Annotated in this window: 19 protein-coding genes and 1 tRNA gene; 10 read left to right on the top strand and 10 right to left on the bottom strand. The window is 57.5% G+C overall.

All coding sequences use genetic code 11. The features are described 5' to 3' along the window. The first annotated feature begins 163 nt into the window (after nucleotides 1–163). From NHF56_RS03960 to NHF56_RS03945, 4 genes are all read left to right on the top strand, one after another. Nucleotides 164–667 (top strand): hypothetical protein, encoded by a 504-nt coding sequence (locus NHF56_RS03960; RefSeq protein WP_252801767.1) that lies wholly within the window; start codon nucleotides 164–166, stop codon nucleotides 665–667. Nucleotides 668–904: 237 nt separating this feature from the next. Beyond that, on the top strand, nucleotides 905–1,939 hold the full coding sequence (locus NHF56_RS03955) for a TRAP transporter substrate-binding protein (RefSeq protein WP_252801766.1): 1,035 nt from the start codon (nucleotides 905–907) through the stop codon (nucleotides 1,937–1,939). 106 nt (nucleotides 1,940–2,045) lie between these two features. Further along, entirely contained in the window at nucleotides 2,046–2,588 is a 543-nt protein-coding gene (locus tag NHF56_RS03950; protein WP_252801764.1) for a TRAP transporter small permease, read from the top strand. Further along, on the top strand, nucleotides 2,588–3,910 hold the full coding sequence (locus tag NHF56_RS03945; RefSeq protein ID WP_252801762.1) for a TRAP transporter large permease: 1,323 nt from the start codon (nucleotides 2,588–2,590) through the stop codon (nucleotides 3,908–3,910). The genes NHF56_RS03950 and NHF56_RS03945 overlap by 1 nt, the downstream gene beginning before the upstream one ends. A gap of 11 nt (nucleotides 3,911–3,921) precedes the next feature. On the opposite strand, the gene NHF56_RS03940 is transcribed toward NHF56_RS03945, so the two are convergent. After that, complete coding sequence (locus NHF56_RS03940) at nucleotides 3,922–4,827, bottom strand: DMT family transporter (protein WP_252801760.1); 906 nt, start codon at nucleotides 4,825–4,827, stop codon at nucleotides 3,922–3,924. A gap of 212 nt (nucleotides 4,828–5,039) precedes the next feature. Between NHF56_RS03940 and NHF56_RS03935 the strand changes: the two genes are divergently transcribed. Both NHF56_RS03935 and NHF56_RS03930 read left to right on the top strand, forming a co-directional pair. Then, nucleotides 5,040–6,908, top strand: a complete 1,869-nt coding sequence (locus NHF56_RS03935) for a feruloyl-CoA synthase (RefSeq protein ID WP_252801758.1) — start codon at nucleotides 5,040–5,042, stop codon at nucleotides 6,906–6,908. A 12-nt stretch (nucleotides 6,909–6,920) separates the two neighbouring features. Continuing rightward, on the top strand, nucleotides 6,921–7,682 hold the full coding sequence (locus NHF56_RS03930; RefSeq protein WP_252801756.1) for an SDR family NAD(P)-dependent oxidoreductase: 762 nt from the start codon (nucleotides 6,921–6,923) through the stop codon (nucleotides 7,680–7,682). 63 nt (nucleotides 7,683–7,745) lie between these two features. Here NHF56_RS03930 and NHF56_RS03925 read toward each other — a convergent pair whose 3' ends face one another. The 3 genes from NHF56_RS03925 to NHF56_RS03915 form a co-directional block, all read right to left on the bottom strand. Then, a complete protein-coding gene (locus NHF56_RS03925; protein WP_252801754.1) occupies nucleotides 7,746–8,315 on the bottom strand; it encodes a PRC-barrel domain-containing protein in 570 nt (189 codons plus the stop codon). A 148-nt stretch (nucleotides 8,316–8,463) separates the two neighbouring features. Beyond that, on the bottom strand, nucleotides 8,464–9,231 hold the full coding sequence (locus NHF56_RS03920) for a matrixin family metalloprotease (RefSeq protein WP_252801752.1): 768 nt from the start codon (nucleotides 9,229–9,231) through the stop codon (nucleotides 8,464–8,466). Between the two features lie 63 nt (nucleotides 9,232–9,294). After that, on the bottom strand, nucleotides 9,295–9,738 hold the full coding sequence (locus tag NHF56_RS03915) for a MarR family winged helix-turn-helix transcriptional regulator (RefSeq protein ID WP_252801750.1): 444 nt from the start codon (nucleotides 9,736–9,738) through the stop codon (nucleotides 9,295–9,297). Nucleotides 9,739–9,878: 140 nt separating this feature from the next. On the opposite strand from NHF56_RS03915, the gene NHF56_RS03910 reads away from it, so the two are divergent. The 4 genes from NHF56_RS03910 to NHF56_RS03895 all read left to right on the top strand — a co-directional run bounded on the left by NHF56_RS03910 (nucleotide 9,879) and on the right by NHF56_RS03895 (nucleotide 13,884). Beyond that, nucleotides 9,879–10,652 carry a crotonase/enoyl-CoA hydratase family protein gene (locus NHF56_RS03910; RefSeq protein ID WP_252801748.1) on the top strand — a complete coding sequence of 258 codons (774 nt, stop codon included), beginning with the start codon at nucleotides 9,879–9,881 and terminating at the stop codon, nucleotides 10,650–10,652. Between the two features lie 122 nt (nucleotides 10,653–10,774). Then, nucleotides 10,775–10,851, top strand: a tRNA-Arg gene (locus NHF56_RS03905). 393 nt (nucleotides 10,852–11,244) lie between these two features. Next, complete coding sequence (locus NHF56_RS03900; RefSeq protein ID WP_252801746.1) at nucleotides 11,245–12,696, top strand: NAD-dependent succinate-semialdehyde dehydrogenase; 1,452 nt, start codon at nucleotides 11,245–11,247, stop codon at nucleotides 12,694–12,696. Between the two features lie 120 nt (nucleotides 12,697–12,816). Continuing rightward, a complete protein-coding gene (locus NHF56_RS03895; RefSeq protein ID WP_252801745.1) occupies nucleotides 12,817–13,884 on the top strand; it encodes an amidohydrolase family protein in 1,068 nt (355 codons plus the stop codon). A 119-nt stretch (nucleotides 13,885–14,003) separates the two neighbouring features. Here the strand turns inward: NHF56_RS03895 and NHF56_RS03890 are convergent, their stop codons facing one another. From NHF56_RS03890 to NHF56_RS03865, 6 genes are all read right to left on the bottom strand, one after another. Then, nucleotides 14,004–15,701, bottom strand: coding sequence for a thiamine pyrophosphate-requiring protein (locus tag NHF56_RS03890; RefSeq protein WP_252801730.1), 1,698 nt, complete (start codon nucleotides 15,699–15,701; stop codon nucleotides 14,004–14,006). Then, on the bottom strand, nucleotides 15,698–17,575 hold the full coding sequence (locus tag NHF56_RS03885; protein ID WP_252801728.1) for a TRAP transporter fused permease subunit: 1,878 nt from the start codon (nucleotides 17,573–17,575) through the stop codon (nucleotides 15,698–15,700). The genes NHF56_RS03890 and NHF56_RS03885 overlap by 4 nt, the downstream gene beginning before the upstream one ends. 20 nt (nucleotides 17,576–17,595) lie before the next feature. Continuing rightward, a complete protein-coding gene (locus tag NHF56_RS03880) occupies nucleotides 17,596–18,579 on the bottom strand; it encodes a TAXI family TRAP transporter solute-binding subunit (protein WP_252801726.1) in 984 nt (327 codons plus the stop codon). A gap of 354 nt (nucleotides 18,580–18,933) precedes the next feature. Continuing rightward, entirely contained in the window at nucleotides 18,934–19,830 is an 897-nt protein-coding gene (locus tag NHF56_RS03875) for a LysR family transcriptional regulator (protein WP_252801724.1), read from the bottom strand. A 173-nt stretch (nucleotides 19,831–20,003) separates the two neighbouring features. After that, entirely contained in the window at nucleotides 20,004–21,617 is a 1,614-nt protein-coding gene (locus NHF56_RS03870) for a BCCT family transporter (protein WP_252801723.1), read from the bottom strand. 68 nt (nucleotides 21,618–21,685) lie between these two features. Next, on the bottom strand, nucleotides 21,686–22,102 hold the full coding sequence (locus tag NHF56_RS03865; protein ID WP_252801722.1) for a universal stress protein: 417 nt from the start codon (nucleotides 22,100–22,102) through the stop codon (nucleotides 21,686–21,688). Nucleotides 22,103–22,141: the final 39 nt, after the last annotated feature.

Here is a 22,141-nt window from a genome sequence, read left to right as displayed (position 1 = left end):
TCGAACGAAGTCTTCGCGCCAGTACATCCGTGGCTCCAAAGCTTCGTATGATTTCTATATAGTGCGTCAACATGACATTTCAATGAAGCCTGCCCACAAGTTTCGCGAAATGCTTCCGTGATTTGTCTCAATCAACGATCGGAAACCGACAACGGCGCGAAACATGATCATCGGTCAAAGCATTTTCGATGCCGTAATGGCACGTTTGGAGGAAGAGTGGGAAGAGCGTGGCGAAGGCGGTGCTCAAACCCATCAGCAAGCCTGGACAGGTGCGCGCGGGCTCGGCTCCAGCTTCCTATTGACATCCACGCTGCGCGAAGACCCCGGCGTCTCGAATATGCTCGGCAAAGCCTATTTCGATCTTGTCGATGATGAAATGACAGCGGATGCGACGAGGGAAAGCTCATCCGCAGCCTCGGACTTCGATCCGGCACCGTTTGAGCGCCTCAGTCTCGAGGAAATCGCCCACGACCTCGGAATATCCGACAAAGACACCACCGCCAAGCTGATTGAAAGCCGCCGTCAATTCGCCCGCATCAATCACCCGGACAGGGTGCCGCCGGAGTGGCGCGAAAAGGCCAATATGCGCATGAAAATTGCCAATCTGCTGATCGACGAAGCGATGAAGTTGCAGAAATCTGCAAGCGGGATGTCCAAAGCGCGGTAACTGAAGCCGATGGGCAAAGGCGGTTTGGTTTTCACCCCCTACCAAAGTCCAATATAGAAAAGTTATACGTTATAGCATCTTTTTCGCGGACAGCCTTTTTAGCTTGGGAAAACAATGCTAATTTGGCTGTCAGTGCTAAAGGGGGGAGCCGGGGCATTTGCGGTTAAAACTCACCCCGTTTTAGCTTGAGGGAGAACTTGCGGCACCACACGGGCCGCCTTCAGGGAGGAATAATATATGTTAAACAAGATGCTTAAGGCTGCCCTTACGGGTGCAGCAATGCTGGCGATGACGGGCAGCGCCTTCGCAGCCGACGTTACATTGCGCCTTCACCAGATGCTGCCGCCACAGGCGACGATTCCCGCCAAGGCGATCGACCCTTGGATCAAGAAGGTTCAGGATGAATCTGGCGGGCGTATCGCCATCGAGCATTACCCGGCCATGCAGCTCGGTGGAAAGCCATCTGATCTGGTGGATCAGGTCAAGGACGGCGTTGTGGACTTGATCTGGACAGTGATCGGCTACACACCAGGCCGCTTCCCCAAGACAGAAGCCTTTGAGCTTCCGTTCATGGTGACCAACCCTGTCGCCTCTTCCATGGCATTTCAGGAATATTACGAAAAGCACCTCACGGACGAGTTCAAGGACTATCACGTCATTGCCGTGCATGTGCATGGCCCTGGCCTCATCCATATGCGTGAAGCTGCCATCACCAAGATGGAAGACCTGAACGGCAAGAAGCTGCGCGGCACATCGCGCGTGGTGAACAGCATGTTGACCACGCTTGGCGCCAGCGCCATCGGCATGCCGGTTCCCGCTGTTCCGGAAGCCCTCTCCAAGGGCGTTATCGATGGCACGGTTATTCCGTGGGAAGTAACCCCGACGGTGAAAGTGTCAGAGCTTGCTCCCCACCATACCCAGTTCTCCGGCGGCAAGGCGCTCTACACCGCAACCTTCCTTTTTGCGATGAACAAGGACACCTACGACAACCTGCCGGATGACCTGAAAAAGGTTATCGATGACAATACCGGCATGGAAGTTGCCAAGGCATTCGGTCAGGCCATGGCCGACGGCGATGCAGCTGGTCTTGCGATTGCCGAAAAGGACAACAACGAAATCGTGACGCTTTCTGAAGAAGAAACAGCACGCTGGCAGGAAGTTGCCGACAAGGTCAGCCAGGACTGGGTCAAGGAAATGGACGACAAGGGTCTCGATGGAACCGGCCTTTACAAGGACGCCCAGGACCTGGTGGCCAAGTACACAGCGATGTAATTCGCACAATTGTGCCTTTTATCTGATGTGAAAAGGATCGCGGGGACCCTTCCCCGCGATCTTCTTGCAAAGAAGCGCGTAAACAAAAATAAACCGGGGGATTCCATTGAACGGTAGCTTTTATGCCAAGGCTGAGAAGGCGATGGGTTCGCTTGCTCTTTGGCTGGCACTCTTGAGCGGTGTTTTTCTGCTCATCGCCGTCATCATCACCTCATTGAGCATTGCCGGCCGCTTGGCCATTCCCTTGGGTCTGTCCTCAATTCCCGGCGACTACGAGCTGGTGGAAACGTTTGTCGGCCTCGCCGTTTTCGGTTTTCTGCCCTATTGCCAGCTGGCGCGCGGCCATGTCGGCGTCGATCTCTTCATCATGCCGTTTGGCAACCGGGCGATGCTCCTGACACAGCTTCTGGGCGACCTCGTGATCGCCGGTCTCACACTTCTTCTGACCTGGCGGCACATTCTGGGTGCCATCGACAAATACGATTCAGGCGAAACAAGCTTCATTCTGGCCTTTCCCATCTGGTGGGGGTTTGCCTTTTCCGCTGTGATCATGGTTCTCCTGTGCATCGTGACGCTCTTCACCGTATGGCGCGACATCCATGATCTGCGCACCAACACCACTCTTGAAGTCGGCTCCGGGGGACACTGATGAGCAGCTTTGAAATCGGGCTCTGGTCCTTCCCTATCCTCATCGCGCTGATCTTCCTGCGCATTCCAATCGGGGCTGCGATGCTGCTCGTCGGTATTGTCGGCACCTATGAGGTCACCGGCCGCTGGGTCGTCGTTCTGTCCAAGCTGAAAACGGACACGTGGAGCACCTTTTCCAGCTATTCGCTGTCCATCATTCCGCTCTTCCTGCTCATGGGGCAGTTTGCGGCCCGCGGCGGCATGTCGACTGCACTGTTCAAGGCCGCACAAGCATTTCTTGGCCACCGCAAAGGCGGCGTTGCCATGGCCGCAGTGGGCGCTTGTGCGGGCTTTGGTGCCATCTGCGGCTCCTCGCTCGCCACCGCGGCAACCATGGCGCAGGCGGCCCTGCCGGAACTGCGCAAATATGGCTATGCAGGCGGCATTTCCACTGCCGCACTGGCAGCCGGCGGCACGCTTGGCATTCTCATTCCGCCATCCGTCGTTCTCGTCATTTACGCAATCCTTGCCGAGCAGAATATCGCCAAGCTGTTCATGGCCGCATTCATACCCGGCATGCTGGCAGCCGTCTCCTACATGGTGGTGATAGCAATCTATGTTCGCCTGAAGCCTGAAAGCGCAGGTCATCGCGACCGTATGCCGTGGCGTGAGCGCATACCCGTCATTCTCGACGTCTGGCCGGTCATGGCAATCTTCATTCTGGTTGTCGGCGGTATCTATCTGGGCTGGTTTACCCCGACAGAAGCAGCCGCCATCGGTTCGGCAGGCACGGGCCTGATCGCCTGGGCAAAGGGTGGCCTGAACCGCAGGGAACTGATCGCCTGCTTCAAGGAGACGGCTGTGTCCACCGGCATGATTTTCTTCATCGTTCTCGGTGCCGGCACCTACAATGCCTTCCTCGCCTTTTCGCGCCTGCCGCAGATTGGCGCGGAATGGGTGGTCACCCAGGGCTTCTCCCCCATGCTGGTGCTCAGCATCATTCTGCTGCTCTACATCATCTTTGGCTGCATCATGGATTCCATGTCGATGATCCTGCTGACGGTGCCGATCTTCTTCCCCATCGTCACGGCCATGGACTTCGGCCTGCCACCGGAAGAATTCGCCCTTTGGTTCGGCATTCTCATCCTGATGGTGGCTGAGATCGGGTTGATAACGCCACCTGTGGGGCTCAATCTATTCATCATCAATGCGCTGGCGAAAGATACGCCGACACGGGAAACCTATGCCGGTATCGTGCCCTTCATCAGCGCCGATCTGTTGCGCATCATCATTCTGACCATGTTCCCGGCAATCAGCCTGGTTCTGGTGCGTATGCTCTATTGATACAATGAAGCTCAATGCCGGGAGACAAGCCAGACACCGAAAACAGTCAGGCCCATCCCGGCAAGTGAACCCGCGGTGAGCACCTCACCCAGCAGCGCCCATCCATAAACCGCCGATACCGGTGGCACGAGGAAGAATAGAGCAGAAACCCGCGACGCGTCTGACCTGCGGATCATGAACAGCAACAGCGAAATGGCAACGATAGAGTTTGCCACCACCAGCCAGCTCAATGCGGCAATCAGCTCGCCCGCCCATTCCACCTGCATGGTCTCCAACATAAGCGCCAGCGGAAGCACGCCGAGAAGGCCGACCCAATAATGCACGAAATTGACCGTCACCGGATGGGCGACGACCGGGAAACGCTTCTGATAGAGCGTCCCTGCCGACATGCCGAGCGCTGACAGCACACTGAAAGCCAGCCCATAATCGATCGTCCCATCAAAGCGCGTTCCGGCCACAACAACCGTAACCGCACCCGCCGCACCAATCAGAAGCCCCAGCCATTTGAGCCCGCTCAAACGCTCGCCGGTGACGAAGGGAGACGCCAGCGCAACGATCAACGGTTGGGTTGAGGCAATCACGGCGGCCGCGCCGACAGAGACACCCAGGCTCATACCGGTAAAGGCCGCGCCGAAATAAACCGCCTGCATCATGACGCCGACAAAAGCGATATGAAACCAGTCCTTGAAGTTCGTTGGCTTCGAAGGCCGCATAATAAAGAACAGCGGTGTGACGACAACAACGATGATCCCGAACCGCAAGGTCAGGAACGTCAACGGTTCAACATGCTGAAGCCCGACCTTGGCCACACCAAATCCCGAACCCCAAAGAAGAAGGAAAATATAGGGTGCGGTTGTCGCAATAATTTCCAGTCCGGAAAACTTGGGCTTCCCGGCCGGTGTCTCAGTGGAGGTCATGGCTTCTATACTTTCTGAAAGCGAGCCAGCACCATGATTTGCGAAGCTATCGGAATCAAGCCGAATTCCATTATGTTCAGGTTTATTGAAAATCATTTCAATTCTGCTGATCATATTTCCCGAAACGGCTTCAAACTTCCCCTTGTCGGACTCCAAAGTTTGTTATACAACATAACTAATTTCGGCATCACATTGTCTTTGGGAGGAGAAACATGCCAGTGGTGAATATGCCGGGCATCCGGCCAGTCAACATGGGTGATCTGTCTGTCACGCTTGATAAGGGCAAAGACGGCGTCATGTACATTCGCCCCAAGGATCAATTGAGCGAAGTCCCGGTTTCCATGATCGCCAAGCTGGAAGAATGGGCAGAAAAGACCCCGGATCGCCTCTTCATTGCCGACCGTCTGCCGAACGGCGAGTGGCGAAAGGTGACCTACGGCGAAGCGCGCAAATACGCGCGCTCCGTCGCTCAGTTCATCATTGATCAGGGCCTATCGGTGGATCGCCCTGTAGCAATCCTTTCAGGCAATTCGGTCAACCACGCGCTCGTGGCGCTTGGCTCCATGATGGCCGGCGTTCCCCATGCGCCGATTGCGCCTGCCTATTCAACGAAATCGAAGGATTTCGACAAGCTTCATCATGTGTTCGATCTGATCACACCGGGTCTAGTCTTCGCAGAACATATCGAACTCTACGAAGATGCCATCAAGGCCGTGGTTCTGGAAAGCGTACCGGTCTTCGGAACGGGCGACCTGTCAACGGTCCATGAAGCCCATGACCTGTCTGAAATCATGACGCGTGAGGCAACCACAGATGTCGATTTCGCCTTGTCGGAAGTCGGCCCTGACACGATTGCGAAATTTCTCTTCACCTCCGGCTCGACTGGAAAGCCGAAAGCAGTCATCAACACGCAGCGCATGCTCTGCGCCAACCAGGTCATGATCCGTGACACGCTCGCCTTCCTCAAGGACGAGCCGCCTGTGCTCGTTGACTGGTTGCCCTGGAACCACACCGCTGGTGGCAATCACAATGTCGGCATTACGATTTTCAACGGCGGCACGCTCTATGTTGATGACGGCAGCCCGACGCCGATTGGCATACACAAAACCGTCCACAACCTGCTCGACATTGCCCCAACCCTCTATTTCAACGTGCCGAAGGGCTATGAAATGCTGGTGGAGCACCTGCGCCAGAACAAGACGCTGCGTGAGCGCTTCTACTCCCGCCTGAACGTCCTCCAATATGCCGGTGCCAGCCTTGCAGATCACGTTTTCCAGGCGCTCGAAGAAATGAGCGAGCAGACGATTGGCAAGAAAGTGATGATCATCACGGGCTACGGCTCGACGGAAACCGGGCCATTCCTGGCAACCACCACGTGGCCTGTGGGACGCCCGGGAGAAATTGGCCTGCCCGTTCCAGGCTCGGAGATGAAGCTCGTGCCCAATGGCGAGAAGCTGGAAGTGCGCGTCAAGGGCGCTTCCATTACGCCTGGCTACTGGCGACAGAGCGACAAGACCAAGGAAGCCTTCGACGAAGAGGGCTACTATCTCATGCAGGATGCCCTGAAATTCCACGATCCGGAAGACCCGTCCAAAGGATTGCTCTTCGACGGTCGTGTCACGGAAGACTTCAAGCTGAATACGGGAACCTGGGTGAACATGGCCGGCGTTCGCGCCGCCACCATCCGCGGTCTTGCCCCGCTGGTGCGCGACATGGTGCTGACCGGCCTGGACCTGCCGCATATCGGTGCCCTGCTGTTTCTCGATTACGACGCCTGCCGGACGGAATTTCCCGAGCTCGCCGGCGAGGAAGACCCCGGTGTGATTGCCCGTCATCCTGCGCTGGTGGAACGCATTCAGTCGGGGATCAACGCGCTTGCACGCCAGGCCACAGGCTCATCGACGCTTGTCAGCCGCGTTATCATTCTGGAAACACCCCCTTCCCCCGATGCCAGCGAAATCACCGACAAGGGATCGATCAACCAGCGCGCCGTCATGGCCAACAGAAAACAGGAATGCGACGACCTCTACGCGGACACCATTCCCGCACATGTTCTCGTCGCCGATAAAAAGGGCAAATAGGGAGGCTTCGACATGGATATCAAGGGAAAGGCAGTCGCCATCACCGGCGGCGCGTCGGGACTGGGTGCTGGCGTTGCCCGCCGGCTGGCCGCACAAGGGGCTAAGGTCGGCATTCTCGACCTGAATGAAACGGCAGGCGAAGCCATCGCGGCAGAGATCGGTGGCACTTTTGCCAAATGTGATGTGGCCAGTGAAGAAAGTGCAACAGCCGCGCTGGACAAGCTCGAAGCCGCTCACGGAACGGCAAGCGTGTTGGTCAATTGCGCCGGCATCGGCACCGCATCACGCATTGTCGGCCGCAATGGCCCCATGGACCTTTCAGCCTTCGAACGGGTCATCCGCGTCAATCTCATCGGCACGTTCAACATGATGCGGCTTGCCGCCGACCGCATGCAGAAGCTCGAACCCGGCGAATTCGGCGAGCGCGGCGTGATCATTTCCACGGCCTCCGTCGCAGCCTTCGAGGGCCAGATTGGCCAGGCCGCCTATGCTGCCTCAAAGGGCGGCATCGTGGCGCTGACGCTTCCCGCCGCCCGTGAGTTCACGAAAATCGGGATCCGCGTTCTCACCATCGCACCGGGCCTTTTCAAGACCCCGCTCATGGATGAACTGCCTGAAGACATTCAACAGGGACTGGCCAACTCCATCCCCTTCCCTTCACGTCTCGGCACGCCGGACGATTTCGCCCATCTGGCGCAATCGCTCATCGAGAATCCCTATATCAACGGCGAAGTGATCCGTCTCGACGGTGCACTGCGCATGCAGCCGAAATAACAAAAAGCCGCGCGGTTGAAATAGCCGCGCGGCAAGTCTCCCTTGAGGTTATTCGAACGGCCTCTAATTTGCCGGCTCCAAAGGCGCAGCCGGCACAGAATTCATCTGTTCGCTCTCCTGAACGGCCTTTGCGCGCTCTTCTTCCAGCTTGGCGGCCTTGAGCGTCACAAACTCTGGCGCGGCTTCCACCTGCTCGACAGATGTATTGAGCATCATGGTCTTCGCCCCGTTTTCATCGGTCGAGGTCTGAATGGCATCAGCCGGGACAGCAACCGTGCGGTCGCCCATGCCCAGGAAACCACCAACAGAAAGCGTGAAACCGGAGACCGTGCCGTCCTGATCGACGATCACATCATTGATTTCGGCAACAGTCTCGCCGCCTGAAGACATGACATTCTGGCCGATGTAATCGCTGGCAAGCCACTGACCTTCAGCCTGCGCGGCAATAAATCCACCATCGGTCTGTGCGCCAGCCGTATCGCCTGGGCTTGTCGCAGGTGCTGCTCCATCATTCATCTCCATTGTGCCGCCCGTTGGCGCGATCGGATCGACCTGTGGAGCTTCCTGTGCAAAAACAGGTGTTACCATCGTCAACAGCAACGCATTGGTCGCGAGTAGTTTTCCCGTAAGCATGACGTTCTCCTCTCGATGTTTCACTCAGCGCCTCGTATGTAGAATTTCAATAAGTGCTGAATGCCCAATCTATCAGAGAACGAAAAACCGGCGTTTTCGCGCCAAAATTGAGGACTTTAGACGGAAATATTTGGGCAATGCGGCTCTTTTATTTGTCGGCCGGAACAGCAGGACCATAAAGTACGATTGCGCCGGCAACATCACCTGGCTGAGGCTTCGTGAAGTCTTCGGTATATCGGAAGTTCATCAGAAAGCCCCGCTGCCCAACGTGATCAAGCCCGATGGCGTGGCCGATTTCGTGCATGAATGTGTATCGCAAGTCATAAACATTGAGATCGCCATCCAGCCCGACCTTCCAATGCTTTTCCGGATTGAAGCAGATCAATGCCTTGGCGATGGGAGAAACCGGCGCACGAACATGCCCCTCGGGTTTTTGCAACTGAGAATCGGGTATACTGAATGCACGCTCACCGCGCTTTGCTGCCGATTGCCCAATCAGGCCGGGAGCGACCGGCCTGACATTGGTATAGGCAAAACCGCGCGGTTTCGTCTGCGCGCCGATCACGATATCGGCATGCTCTACGTCGTCCGATTTTATAAACCGGAGATTGGCCACAGCTTCCCAGGCAGCAAAGGCCGCTGCGGCCTCCTCTTCCACCACCTCGGTCGAAACCCTCGCGCGCTCGGCAAGGGGCTCTATGCCCGAAATGCTGGCGCAATTGCGCGCGCCGGGATCAGCATAGTGGTCCTTGGCAAAGGCGTAGCGAACGACTGCAGGACGGCTGTAATCAGCCTCGCCCCACTTCACTGCCCTGCCTTCCAGAAGCAGAAGCTTGTAATCCGCCGCCTCGGCACTAACCGGAACCATTGTTGTAATGAATACGAAGGTGAAAAAGCGCGCCAGACGTCTTCGCATCGATAAAACCGCTCGCAGATATGTATATCTTCAGGCCATTGAAGGCCCCGCCCGCCTTTACTCTTACCCCATCAACCTTGCCAGCAACTGGACAAGCTGGTCGCGCGCATCCTCGCCGCCCAATTTGTCGACAAAGCGTTTTTCATGCTCGGCCCAGCGCGTCATCATAGTTTTGGCAAAGGCTTCGCCTTGCGCGGTCAGGTGAAGCGCCTGCACGCGCCTGTCCTCTTCCGACTTGCGCCTTTCAGCCAGCCCGCGCGCCTGAAGCCCATCGATAATCGCCACGAAATTGGCGCGCTGAATGCCCAGCGCCTCGGCCACCTCGCTTTGCTTGAGACCCGGATTATGCGCGATGATCAACAGGACGGAGAAATCCGCCGGCCTCAGGCCAAGTTCTGAAAATGTTTCCGTAAAATCCTGAAACACCGCAAGCTGAGCCCGCCGCAGGTGATAACCGATCGCCTCGTCCAGTACCGAATAATTGATGATCGTCCTGTCCCCCGACATCCATACCCCCCGCGACGCCGGCACAAACCTCAAAAGCAAAGATGAAGCGCTTGCCCGAACGTCGATAAAGTTATACTATATAACAAAATCACCTTATATCAATTCGAGTTGTGCCTCAACTCAACGGGAGGAAAGCGCTGATGCAGGACGACAAACAGAATATTCGTGTGAGTGTGGAAGGCAAGCTTGCAATTCTCACATTCTGCCGTCCGGAAAAACGCAACGCCATCAACGACAGAACCCTGGATGAACTGCGGTCCTTCTTCTCCAATCCGCCCGAAGGTGTTCGCTGTGTGATCATGCATGGCGAAGGCGGTCATTTTTCTGCCGGCCTCGACCTCTCCGAAGCCGTCCACCGTGAATCCGTCGATGTGTTTAAACATTCGCGCAGCTGGCACGCGGTGATGGAAATGATGCAGTTCGGCGGCCTGCCGATTGTGGCTGCCATGCAGGGTGCGGTTATGGGCGGCGGCCTTGAAATCGCCGCGGCAACCCATGTGCGCATTGCCGAACCCTCCGTGAAGTTCCAGCTCCCCGAGGGCAAGCGCGGCATCTATGTCGGCGGTGGCGCAACAGCGCGCATCTCCCGCATCATCGGCCCCGACCGCATGACCGAAATGATGCTCACCGGCCGTATCTATAGCGGCGAAGAGGGCCAGAGAATTGGCCTCGCCCACTATTGCGTCGGCGAAGGCGAAGCGCTCGCCAAGGCGAGAGAACTGGCCGAAAACATCGCCTCCAACTCCACGCTCATCAACAATATGGTGATCCAGGGCATTTCGCGCATCAACGACATGAGCCGCGCAGACGGCCTCTACACCGAAAGCCTGACGGCCGCCCTGACCCAGACCGGCCCCGACGCCCGCGAAGGGCTGAACGCTTTCCTGGAAAAGCGCCAGCCCAACTTCTCTTAAACAGAGAGGCTTTCAGCCCGAAACAACAAAGAGACGCGTTTTTAAGATTGAAGCAAACGCGTCTCTGCGCTAAGACCGCTCTCGAACGGTGCTAGAGCGAATCTCGCAAGTCCCGTTCCAGTGCGCCCGTAGCTCAGCTGGATAGAGTGTTGGATTCCGATTCCAAAGGTCACAGGTTCGAATCCTGTCGGGCGCGCCATTTATCAGATTTCCCTTTACGGCCCATTCTCGACTCGATTTGCGTACAGTGAACTTTCGCGTGTCGATCGCGCGAATTCACGCAACGTTTGGGGAAACTGGAGAACACCGCAGTGCAGATGGCCTCGCGGGCACCTCCACTCGAAATCCGCGCATCTCATTCATAAAGCGACTTCATCAATCGTGCCGATGATTTCGCTTTTTTGTTGAGTTGTTTGCCGCCAGTATGATGGAGCGTCATGGCCGTGGCCTGCCCCACAGGCGAGGAGTGCGGGCAATTGGAGCCGGGCCATGACGTATAGAAAAAGCCGATGCCTGTTCGATGGCGGCCTCTCATGCGAGGCAATGTACCGCGTTCATGGGGGAAGTCGGCACACGTGTCGGGAGGAAAACTATGAACACGTCCATCCACTCTGCCGAGACCTATCCGGCACTCAGAATGCATATTGATGGCGAGTGGGTGGAGGCCGGCGACCGCCGCACCTTTGACGTCGTCAATCCGGCAACCGGTTCTGTTCTGGCAGCCCTCCCCCTGGTCGACGCTGCAGACCTCGACCGCGCGTTGGATGCAGCCCAAAGAGGCTTCAAGATCTGGCGCAATTCGTCACCCGAAGAGCGCGCCGCCGTGTTGAACGGTGCCGCCCGCCTCTTGCGCGAGCGCATTGATGTGATTGCCCGCAACGCCACCCTGGAAGAAGGCAAGACCGTTGCAGAAACCCGCATAGAGGTGTTGGCAACGGCCGGGCTTTTCGAGTTTTACGCGGGCGAGGCCAAGCGCATTTATGGCCGGGTTCTCGTGCGGCCAGATGGTGCACGTTCAATCGTCATGAAAGAGCCGGTCGGCCCTGTTGCAGCATTTGCGCCCTGGAACTTCCCTATTGCAAACCCGGGCCGCAAGCTCGGTGCGCCCATTGCTGCAGGCTGCTCGGTTATTCTGAAACCTGCAGAAGAAGCACCGGCCTCTGCCATAGCCATTGTCGAAGCGCTCGTTGAAAGCGGCCTTCCTGCTGGCGTCTGCCAACTGGTGTTCGGCGTTCCAAACGAGGTCTCGACGCATCTTCTGGCCTCGCCGATCATCCGCAAGGTCAGCTTCACCGGTTCCACGGTGGTTGGCAAACATCTGATGAAACTGGCCGCCGACAATGCGCTGCGCACCACAATGGAGCTGGGCGGCCATGCACCGGTGATCGTGTTTGATGACTGCGATTTCGACAAGACGATCCAGCTTCTGACCACGGCGAAAGCCCGCAATGCCGGCCAGGTGTGCGTGGCCCCCACCCGCTATTACATTCACGAAAACATTCACGACCGCTTCGTTTCAGCACTCAGCGAACGCATGGCGGCCCTCAAGGTGGGCAACGGTCTGGATCCGGACGTGCAGATGGGACCAATGGCCAACAGCCGCCGACCCGAGGCCATCGAAGGTTTCCTGCAGAACGCCATGAGCCGCGGCGGGCGCATTTTGACCGGCGGCGAGCGGATCGGAAACGAAGGCTTCTTCTTTCAGCCAACCGTGCTGACCAATGTCAGCAACGACATGCGTATCATGAACGAGGAGCCTTTCGGGCCGGTGGCGGCAACGCAGAGCTTTCGCGAGTTCGATCAGGTCGTGGAAGAGGCAAACCGCCTGCCCTTCGGCCTCGCCGCTTATGCCTTCACCGAAAACGCCCGCACCGCCAACCGGATCGGCGCCGCGCTGGAGAGCGGCATGGTTGGCATCAACGCAGTCGTGCTGGCAGCCCCCGACAGCCCCTTCCAGGGTGTGAAACAGTCAGGTCACGGCTCTGAGGACGGTCCAGAAGGTGTTGCCGCCTGCCTCGTCACAAAAAGCATCCATCAACTTTGAGGCGCGTTGTCGCCGTATTGACGCCGGGAGAACGCGGGCAGCAAACCCGCAATCAGGCGCATTTTGGCAAAGGCACAATCTCAAAAACACACTTCATTCGTAATCAAGGAGGAGAAATCTATGAGTGAACGTTATCCGCCCATGCCGGAGCGCAACCCGAACCCGCCTTACAAGCGGATTGCCACCGAAGAGGCATGGCTCCCGCAGGAAATCATGGACATGTACATCAAGGGGCTCGATGACGGTTCTATCAGCGATCCGGGCTTTCGCAGCCTCTGGGGCTTCTTCGGCAAATCCACCACCGAAAAGGCGCGCGCCCATAACCGGCGCATCACCTCGCTCGACGGCGAACGCTTGAAAGACATGGACGAGAGCGGCATCGATATGGCGGTTCTGGCGCTTTCGTCTCCCGGCGTACAGGTCTTTGAGCCCGCTCAGGCCACATCACTTGCCGTAATGGCGAACGACATGCTCGCCGAAGGCATAGCCAACCATCCCGACCGCTTCGTGGGGCTCGCCGCCTTCTCGCCACTCGATATCGGTGCAGCGGAAAAGGAGCTGGAGCGTGGTGTCACCAAACTCGGGCTTCGCGGCGGCATCCTGAATTCGCACACGCTGGGCGTCTATCTGGATGACGAGAAATACTGGGGTCTGTTTGAAGCCGCCGAAGCGCTCAACGTGCCGATCTATCTGCACCCCAACACGCCCCCGGCCGATATGATCGATCCTTTCCTGCCTCGCGGGCTGGATGCAGCCGTCTACGGCTTTGCCTGCGAAACCGGCCTGCACGCGCTGCGGCTTGTGGTTTCCGGCCTCTTCGACCGCTTCCCCAAGCTCAACATCGTGCTGGGCCATTGCGGCGAGGCCCTGCCCTACTGGCTCTACCGCATCGACTATATGCACGGCCATATTTCGAAGACCGGCCGCTATCCGAACGTGCAGCCGCTCAAGCGCCGAGCCTGGGACTACCTCATCGACAATTTTTATTACACATCCTCGGGCGTTGGCTGGACCCCGCCGGTCAAATACGTGATGGACGTCATCGGCCCCGACCGCATGATGTATGCGATGGACTACCCCTGGCAGTTCGTCCAGGGCGAAGTCGGCGTCTTCGATCATATGGATGTGGACGACAAGACGAAGAAGGCATTCTTCGAAGATACAGCCCGCAAGGTCTTCAAAATCTGAAACAATCCACGCATAGAATAACCAAAGGGGCGGTCCAGACGGGCCGCCCCTTCTGCGTTGGTATTCCGAGATGAAACAGCAGCGCTTCGGACCCTTACAAAGCCTGCATGCGAACGCAATCAGCGGATTTTCACATCCAGCACCGCACAACGGCCTTCAGTCTCGATAGCCTTGAGCGCTGCCTCAATCGCATCCGAAAGCTCTTCAGGCTTTTCCACCCGGCGCGCAAAGGCGCGGCTGGCTTCCGCCGTCTTGCAGAAATCCGGTGACGGCTTGAGCTCCACCAGCGGCATCTGGTTGGATTTGGCCGCATGGCCCTCGGGATAGATCGACGTCACCGAGCGACGCACCGCGTCCCACTCGCTATTGTTGGCAATCACGATGAGGATGGGAAGCTGCATTGCCTCGGCGATTTGATGGCAGACCGTGGGGTTTGCAAACATATAGGAGCCGTCGCCCATCACCGCGACGCAAAGCCGATCAGGATCGGCAAGCTGCGCGCCCATGGCAGCCGGAAACGACCACCCGAGCCCGCCGGAATGCGGCGTGTCGAACCAGCTATGCGCTTCGCTGCGCTCCATCGGCCCCAGCACTGCCCCCAATTCGCAAAAGACGGTCGATTTCCTGCCTTTGAGTGCGTCAGAAAGCGCCCGGCTCAATTGCGGTTTGGTCAGTGTCTGGCCGGTGACAGGGGTGCTGACGCGCGACACGTCATCCCGCCAGCTTTGATTGGCCTGCGCTATCCGTTTGCGGCGTTCTGCAATCATCCCCTCATCGCGGGCATGCAATTGCATCGCCTTGAACAGCGCCGTCAGGGTCGCGCCCGTATCACCTGCGAGAGAAAGATGAGACGGAAAATTGCGCACCGGAAAACGGGCATAAAGCGGGTCAGGCCCCAGATGCACAACCTTTGCATCTTGTTTCAACGCGTGTGCTTCCGGCATCCAGGGCGCAAGGCAGTCTATTGCCAACACCACATCTGCCTCGGCCATCCATGGGCCGGGATTGGGGCCGACATGACACGGATGATCTGTTGCTATCGCCAATTGATTGACCCACCAGGATGACACCGCAATGCCCCATTCTTCCGCCCACCGGGCAAAAGCAGCAAAACCGTCCGCATCACCAACGCCGCGCTGAGCGATGATCAGAGGGGACTTGGCCGTTGCCAGCATGGCCGCCAGCTTTTCAATGCTTGCCTGATCCGCAGCCCCCGTTGCCGGTGCAATTGATGGCTCAGCGGTGAGATCGTCAAAGACGATTTCCTCGCAAAGAACCTCACGCGGCAGGGACAGATAGACAGGCCCCTTCGGCGTAGAGCTGGCAATCGCATGCGCGCGGTCGAGAAGCTCGGTGATCTGCTCGGGGAACCGCAGCTCGTAATCCCATTTTGTTGCCTCGCGCACCAGGGCGTGCTGGTCCCGCATCTCCTGGCCCCAGCCGATCGGCACCGTGCGCGCGCCCAACCGCCCGGCTTCGAGCGTCGGTGTGCGGCCGGACATGAGAATAACCGGTATCTGCTCGGCAGCGGCATTGATCGCGCCCATAGCGCCATTGGCCAGACCCACATTGGTGTGCATCATCACCGCCTGCGCGCGCCCGGTCATCAGCGTATAACCATGCGCCATACCGAGTGCCGCACTCTCATGGGGAATAACCACAGCCTCAGGCAACGCCTCACCGCGCGCTTTTGCGGTTGCCAGACCCTCGATAATGGGTGGAAAATCGGTTCCGGAATTGCAAAAGACGTAGTCGACACCGAGCGCTTTCAGTCGTGGAAAAATAGCCGAGCCGGCTGGAATTCGTGTTTCTGTCATGCGCTTTCCCGGCTGGTATTCAAGGTTTCAGGCTCAGACCGGCGCACCAGAAACACCAGAATGGCACCGACGACAGCGGTCGCGAAAATCCAGGGTGACTGCGGTCCGGTCACCACCGGCACAAGCAACATGATCGCGCAGATGCCCGTCAAGCCAGCCCGCATGGCAAAAGAGACTGCCGCACTGGCTTCTGCATAGAGCCACAATGCAATGAGCGTGGTGATCGAAACGAGCGCTATGTCGATGGGCGATCCCATGAGCAGGATCTCCGGCCGATAGCACCAGATGAAGGGGAGAACGAAGGCGGCAAGTGCGGCCCTCAGAGCAAGCGCGCTGGTGAGCCACATGCTGGTCTTGGCAAGGCCCGCCGCCACATAAGAAGCAACGGCAACCGGCGGCGTCAGGAAGGACATCACGCCGAAATAGAAAATGAAGAGGTGTGATGCGAGCGGCGGCACCCCCAGCTCCGTCAAGGTCGGCCCGATCAGCGTTGCCAGAACCACATAAATGGCGGTCGACGGCATGCCCATGCCCAGGATCACGCAGAGAACAGCGGTCAGGAAGAGTACGGTAAACAGGCCATAGGACTCGCCCACCTGTGTCAGCAGGAAGGACAGCGATTGCGCCAGCCCACTCACATTCATCACGCCGACCACAATGCCCGCCCCACCTGCAATCATCAGGATCGGCAGCATGTTGGCGCCGCCTTCAAGGACCAGCTGCTTCCAGTCTTCCAGGTTCAGGAAACGGCCCTTGACCAGAGCAAACGCGAGAAGGACGAGCGCGGACCAAAGCGCGGCCATCGCTGGCTGGGTTCCGGCCCAGAACAGCAGGTAAATCAGCCAAGCGAGCGGAAAGAGAAAAATCCAGCCAGTGCGCAGCACGGCAAGCGCGGAAGGAAGATCAGCCTTTGAAAGACCAACAACCTTTTCACGGCGCGCCAGCGCATCCACGTGGAAAAACAGGCAGAGATAGTAAAACAGTGCCGGGATAAGAGCGGCCTTGACCACGTCGACATAGGATATCTGCAGGAATTCGGCGATCAGGAACGCCGTTGCGCCCATCACTGGCGGCGCAATCTGCCCCCCGGTTGAGGCCACAGCCTCAATGGCCGCCGCCTGATAGGCACGAAACCCCGACTTCTGCATGAGCGGTATCGTCACCACCCCGGTCGACATGATGTTGCCGACTGGCGAGGATGAGACAGAGCCGAAAAGGCCCGATGCCACCACCGCCACCTTGGCTGGCCCGCCCCGACGATGCCCGATAAAGGCAAGGCAAATGTCGGTGAAAAACCGTGTGGCGCCGGAAACATCGAGCATGCGCCCGAAAACGAGAAAGGCAAGAACGAGCGTGGCGACAATGGAAAGGATCGCCCCGACCACGGCGTTCGAGTCCGTATAAAGATAATAAATCAGACTGTTCAGGTTCGTATAGTTAGCCTGAACGGGCTGCGGAAGATGATAACCGAAGAGACCATAAACGATCATTGCCCAAACGAGGATGGTGATGGAGAGACCGCAGGATTTGCGCAACCCCTCCATCAGAGCGATGAGAGCAATCGCACCCGGAATAATCTTGTCCGGAGACTTGCCCGTGATTGAAAACATCCAGGCTTCGGTATGCACCGCAGACCAGGTCCAGGCTGCAAGCCCCAGAAGACCGACAGCGATATCGAGCCAAGCGGTCTTCTTGCCATAGGGATAGGCAAGGTGAACCGCTGCCACCGCCACACCCAAGTAGGTCGCCAGCCATTCATATTGAATAAGCGACACACCCAGACGTTCGGGAAGGTTGATGATCCACGCGATCCCGGCCACAAACAGCACCGCCAGATAGAGGTTCAACAAGCTTTTGGAAACGCGCTTCATCATCAACACTCTCTATGCCCGGATCAGTTCAGGAACGCGGCTTGCTGCGCGTCGTGTTCCGGTGTCCACAAGCCGACTTCCTTGAAGAACCGGATGGCGCCCGGATGGAAGGGGAATGCCAGACGCGGCGGAACCATCCACTCCTGCTTCATGCCTTTCAAGGCCGGCAAGGCAGCCTGAGCATCCGCCCAGTGGGTGTAGATGACCTTGACGAGATTGTAGGCATCATCGTCGGACATGGACGCGCCGACATCAAGGAATGTGTTGAAGGACAGGGCCTTGATCGGCTCCGGCACGCCGATCTGCGCCGGCGAGGGCTCAATATCGACAGCCTGAAGGTCCGGCACCTCGTCCACAACGTCGAGATTGTCGCCCAGCGTCAGCATGCGCACGCCACCGCTGATCGAGGCATCAGCCTGCCGCAACGGCACGATACCGAGTGCCACCATGGCAGAATCAATACGGCCATCCTGCACAGCGTCGATGGCTTCGACAATACCGCCCATTTCAACGGCTTTGACATCCTTTTCCGTCAAACCTGCAGTGGCAAGACCCGCCATGATCACCTGATCAAAGCCAGCCAATGCCTTGTAGCGTGTCACCACGGTTTTGCCCGCGAGATCTGCGACCGACGTCATGCCATCCGATGCACGGGCGAAGAACTGAAAGGCCGGACGCGAAACCACCATCAGGGCGCGAATATTGTCCATTGCCTGCGGATAATTGCCCTTGCCGAGATAAGCATCGCTGGACTCCAGACCGCCCAGAATGCCAGCTTCGATTTCACCCAGATGCACCATGGGCATATAGCTGGTTGTTCCGGTGAAGGGCTGGGCGGTTCCAGGCTTTCCGGTTTCCTTCTGAAAGAGAGCCGAAAGTGTGGTTCCGATCTGGTTGTAAAGTGCGCCGCTTGGCCCAGTACCAATCGTCAGCCGATCGAGCGCCAGAGCCGGACCACCGGCAATCGCGAGCCCAACAGCGAGTGCAGCAACAAATGATTTCTTCACGTCATCCTCCCATTTTGTCGGGCAGCCCACCGCCACCCAGGTTAACTGCAGAGAGGTCTTGTGCCACCGACATTAAGGCGCGCGCGCAAGTCGGTTCTATACTCGGTCAAATCATCCAGACGCCGTTTCAAAAAGCACGGCATGATAAAGGAGATTTTGGCCGGGCGGCCAGTCCGTTTGTTATTGTCCGGACTTTCGGTGGCGACTTTCAATGCTCCTCAACATCCAAAGCCACTCTACTCCCTGAAGAGCCCTCAATGTGCACAGGAACCACTCAATAAAAAAGCGAAATTATGAAAGAGATTAATGAAGCCCCTTTATGAATGACGCGAAACCCGCAGCTGACTTTACCAATCAACGCAGGTCCTCGACCAGCATCTCGGCAAATTTTGCCGCTGCCTCAGGCAGGGAACGCCCCTTCTTGGTGACGATACCGATGTCACGCGTGGCGACAGGCTCGACAATCGGAACCTTGCAAACGTCACGACTCCTGATCTCCTCTGCCAACCGGCTTGGGAACACGCTCACCCCCATATCGCAAGTCACCATCCACTCCGCGCTGTAGAGAAAGCCGATTTCATTGGCGATCTCGAGACCGGCACCAGCATTGCGCAGATGATGCTCTACCACGGCGCGTACACCATAGTCGCGCCGCGAGATAATCATCGGTTCACCCTTCAAGTCTGCCCAGCTGACCGTTGACTGCTTCGCCAGCCGGTGATCGACATTGCACAACAGGCAGAGCGGGTCGGAATGGACCACCTGCACATCGAATTCACCGCGATCTACCGAAGCGATGCCCAGCCCGAAATCCACCTTCTCATCGCGGATGATGGAGAAGAACTGGTCGGGCGCGCAATCGTTCATCGACAGTTCGACATTCGGGTATTTCGTCTTGAAGCGCCGAACTGTCGTCGGAAGCAGCGCAATGCCTGTGGCCGGTGTCGCAGCAATGCGAATGCGTCCACGGTCAAGATTGCGCAAATCATCGGTCAGAACCCCGAGCGCCTGCACATCGTCGAGAATGCGCGTGATCGTTCCAATGGTCAGCTCTGCAGCTTCCGTGGGCGCGATATGGCGCGTGGTGCGGTCGAACAATCGGTTTCCGAGCGCTGCCTCGGCCTGGGACAACAAAACGCTCGCCGCCGACTGACTGACATTCAGCCGCTCTGCCGCCGCGGAAATACGGCCCGTTTCATAGACGGCTCTGATCGCCTGAAGCTGCCGCAATGTGAGATGAGAAATAGGCATTCCCATTTATAAGCATTGATCATGAATCGTGTCCAATTCTAAATCAAAACAGGATTATGAATTCTGAAATGCCCGCTGAAGCGCCAGGCTCCACAGACCGCACATGGCGAAAAAAAGCACAAACCCCGGCGCATGGCACCGGGGTCCCTCAAGCTTCAATCTGAATGCCGCTTTTACCGAGGCTCGCTCGCAAGCCCTTTCACAATGGCATAACACGCCAGAAGCAGCACGATGGTGAAGGGAAAGCCGGTCGAAACGGCCATCGCCTGCAATGCACCAAGACCGCCACCGAGCAGCAGCGCAATTGCCACAATGCCCTCGAAGCTTGCCCAGAACACGCGCTGCGGAACAGGCGCATCCACCTTGCCGCCGGCCGTGATCGTATCGATCACCAGCGAACCGGAGTCGGATGAGGTGACGAAGAACACGATGACCAGAACGATGGCGATGAAGGACGTGATCTGCTGCAGCGGCAATGCCTCCAGCATCGAAAACAGCTTCAGTTCAAGCGGCGCGTTGGCCACGGCCTGATAACCATCATTGACGATCTGGTCGATTGCGGTACCACCAAAGGCTGTCATCCATAATACCGAAACGAGCGACGGAATGATCAGAACGCAGGTGATGAACTCGCGCACCGTGCGGCCACGTGAGACGCGGGCAATGAACATGCCCACAAACGGCGACCAGGAAATCCACCACGCCCAATAAAACGCCGTCCAGCCATCGCGGAAATTATCGTCCGTTCGACCGAAGGGATTGGAAAGCTCAGGCAGATAGCGGGCGTATTCATAAAGGTTGGTGAAGAAGCCGGAGATGATGGCAAGCGTCGGCCCGACAAACAAAACAAACAGCAGCAGAAGGGCTGCAAGCATCATGTTGATCTCTGAGAGCCGCTTGACGCCGGCATCAAGGCCCGCAACCACCGAGGTAAGTGCAACCGCAGTAATCGCCACGATCAGCAGCACCTTGGAAACATCGCTGACCGGCAGTCCAAAAATGTGATTGAGACCGGCATTGGCCTGTTCGGCACCAAAGCCCAGCGACGTGGCAAGACCGAACAATGTTGCAAAAACAGCCAGGATATCGATCACATGCCCTGTCCAGCCCCACACGCGCTCACCGAAAATCGGATAGAAAACCGAGCGCATGGTCAGTGGAAGGCCCTTGTTATAGGAGAAGATCGCCAGCGCCAGCGCCACGATGGCATAAATTGCCCATGGATGCAGGCTCCAGTGGAAGATGGTCGCAGCCATACCGAGATTATGCGCCTCTTCATTGTTGCCAGCAGCACCGCCGAGCGGCGCCCAGCTTTCCGGCGACCCAGCATTTTCGGCAACCGATGAGGAGAAATGCGAAATCGGCTCAGACACGCCGTAAAACATCAGCCCGATGCCCATGCCGGCGGCAAACAACATCGCAAACCAGCCGGAATAGGAATAGTCCGGTGTCGCTTCCTTGCCGCCGATGCGAACCTTGCCGTAGGGCGAAACGATCAGGAAGAAGCAAAGAAGGACGAACACATTTGCCGACAGGAGGAAAAACCAATCGAATGTCGCCGTCAGCCAATCGCGCAAACTGTTGAACATCGATCCGGCCTGCTCCTGAAATGCGAGCGTCAGCAGAACGAACGCGACAATGGTCAAACCGGACACCATGAAGACCGGATTGTGAACGTCGAGGCCGAAAGGCCCGATTGAAGCGGTGATATTGTCCTGACCGATTTCATAATCGGTTTCAATTATGTCGGTTGGCCCTTCCGGTGCCGGAATTCCTGTGTCCGTCATGGGTCTCTCCTGATTTTTATGTTCTGATCAGCCCGGCGATCCCAAAGCCGATGTCCCCTTATTTCGACTTAGGAGCGCACGAGAAATACGGATGCATTCGTATGCGTCGCCAGTTTGCCTCCATGGGAGGGCCAGATGTGGTCGGCAACATTGGGTATATGCGTCGCCATCACGATCAGATCACTTCCCGTGTCGCCAACAGCCTTTACAAGCGCTTGGTCCAGATCCACCGCCGGATCATGGCTGGCGACGCTGTGAGAGGTAGCTTCCAAACCGTATTTCGCAGCCTCCTGCGCCGCAAAAGCCTTCAGCTTCTCACCATATTCGGTGATATTATGGGCCATCGCGCCCGGCGTCTCGGCGGTGACACCCACATAGACGATTGGCGCACCATAGAGCTTTGACAATTCACCCGCCGCTGAAAGCGCCCTTGATAACTTCTCGGCATGCGCCAAATCGACGGGGACCATGATTTTCTTGAACATCCGCCCCTCCATTTCTGTCTTCTCACAAGACACTGTAGT

This window comes from Rhizobium sp. L1K21 (assembly GCF_024055895.1).
Classification (GTDB): domain Bacteria; phylum Pseudomonadota; class Alphaproteobacteria; order Rhizobiales; family Rhizobiaceae; genus Ensifer_A.
Note: the sequence above shows the minus strand (reverse complement) of the source record. Positions and strands in the feature narration are given on the sequence as shown.

Excerpts from the sequence above, each read along its gene's own strand:
- NHF56_RS03960 (WP_252801767.1), top strand. The coding sequence starts at position 164 with ATGATCATCGGTCAAAGCATTTTCGATGCCGTAATGGCACGTTTGGAG.
- NHF56_RS03955 (WP_252801766.1), top strand. The coding sequence starts at position 905 with ATGTTAAACAAGATGCTTAAGGCTGCCCTTACGGGTGCAGCAATGCTG.
- NHF56_RS03945 (WP_252801762.1), top strand. The coding sequence starts at position 2,588 with ATGAGCAGCTTTGAAATCGGGCTCTGGTCCTTCCCTATCCTCATCGCG.
- NHF56_RS03940 (WP_252801760.1), bottom strand. The coding sequence starts at position 4,827 with ATGACCTCCACTGAGACACCGGCCGGGAAGCCCAAGTTTTCCGGACTG.
- NHF56_RS03935 (WP_252801758.1), top strand. The coding sequence starts at position 5,040 with ATGCCAGTGGTGAATATGCCGGGCATCCGGCCAGTCAACATGGGTGAT.
- NHF56_RS03930 (WP_252801756.1), top strand. The coding sequence starts at position 6,921 with ATGGATATCAAGGGAAAGGCAGTCGCCATCACCGGCGGCGCGTCGGGA.
- NHF56_RS03925 (WP_252801754.1), bottom strand. The coding sequence starts at position 8,315 with ATGCTTACGGGAAAACTACTCGCGACCAATGCGTTGCTGTTGACGATG.
- NHF56_RS03920 (WP_252801752.1), bottom strand. The coding sequence starts at position 9,231 with ATGCGAAGACGTCTGGCGCGCTTTTTCACCTTCGTATTCATTACAACA.
- NHF56_RS03915 (WP_252801750.1), bottom strand. The coding sequence starts at position 9,738 with ATGTCGGGGGACAGGACGATCATCAATTATTCGGTACTGGACGAGGCG.
- NHF56_RS03910 (WP_252801748.1), top strand. The coding sequence starts at position 9,879 with ATGCAGGACGACAAACAGAATATTCGTGTGAGTGTGGAAGGCAAGCTT.
- NHF56_RS03900 (WP_252801746.1), top strand. The coding sequence starts at position 11,245 with ATGAACACGTCCATCCACTCTGCCGAGACCTATCCGGCACTCAGAATG.
- NHF56_RS03895 (WP_252801745.1), top strand. The coding sequence starts at position 12,817 with ATGAGTGAACGTTATCCGCCCATGCCGGAGCGCAACCCGAACCCGCCT.
- NHF56_RS03890 (WP_252801730.1), bottom strand. The coding sequence starts at position 15,701 with ATGACAGAAACACGAATTCCAGCCGGCTCGGCTATTTTTCCACGACTG.
- NHF56_RS03885 (WP_252801728.1), bottom strand. The coding sequence starts at position 17,575 with ATGATGAAGCGCGTTTCCAAAAGCTTGTTGAACCTCTATCTGGCGGTG.
- NHF56_RS03875 (WP_252801724.1), bottom strand. The coding sequence starts at position 19,830 with ATGCCTATTTCTCATCTCACATTGCGGCAGCTTCAGGCGATCAGAGCC.
- NHF56_RS03870 (WP_252801723.1), bottom strand. The coding sequence starts at position 21,617 with ATGACGGACACAGGAATTCCGGCACCGGAAGGGCCAACCGACATAATT.
- NHF56_RS03865 (WP_252801722.1), bottom strand. The coding sequence starts at position 22,102 with ATGTTCAAGAAAATCATGGTCCCCGTCGATTTGGCGCATGCCGAGAAG.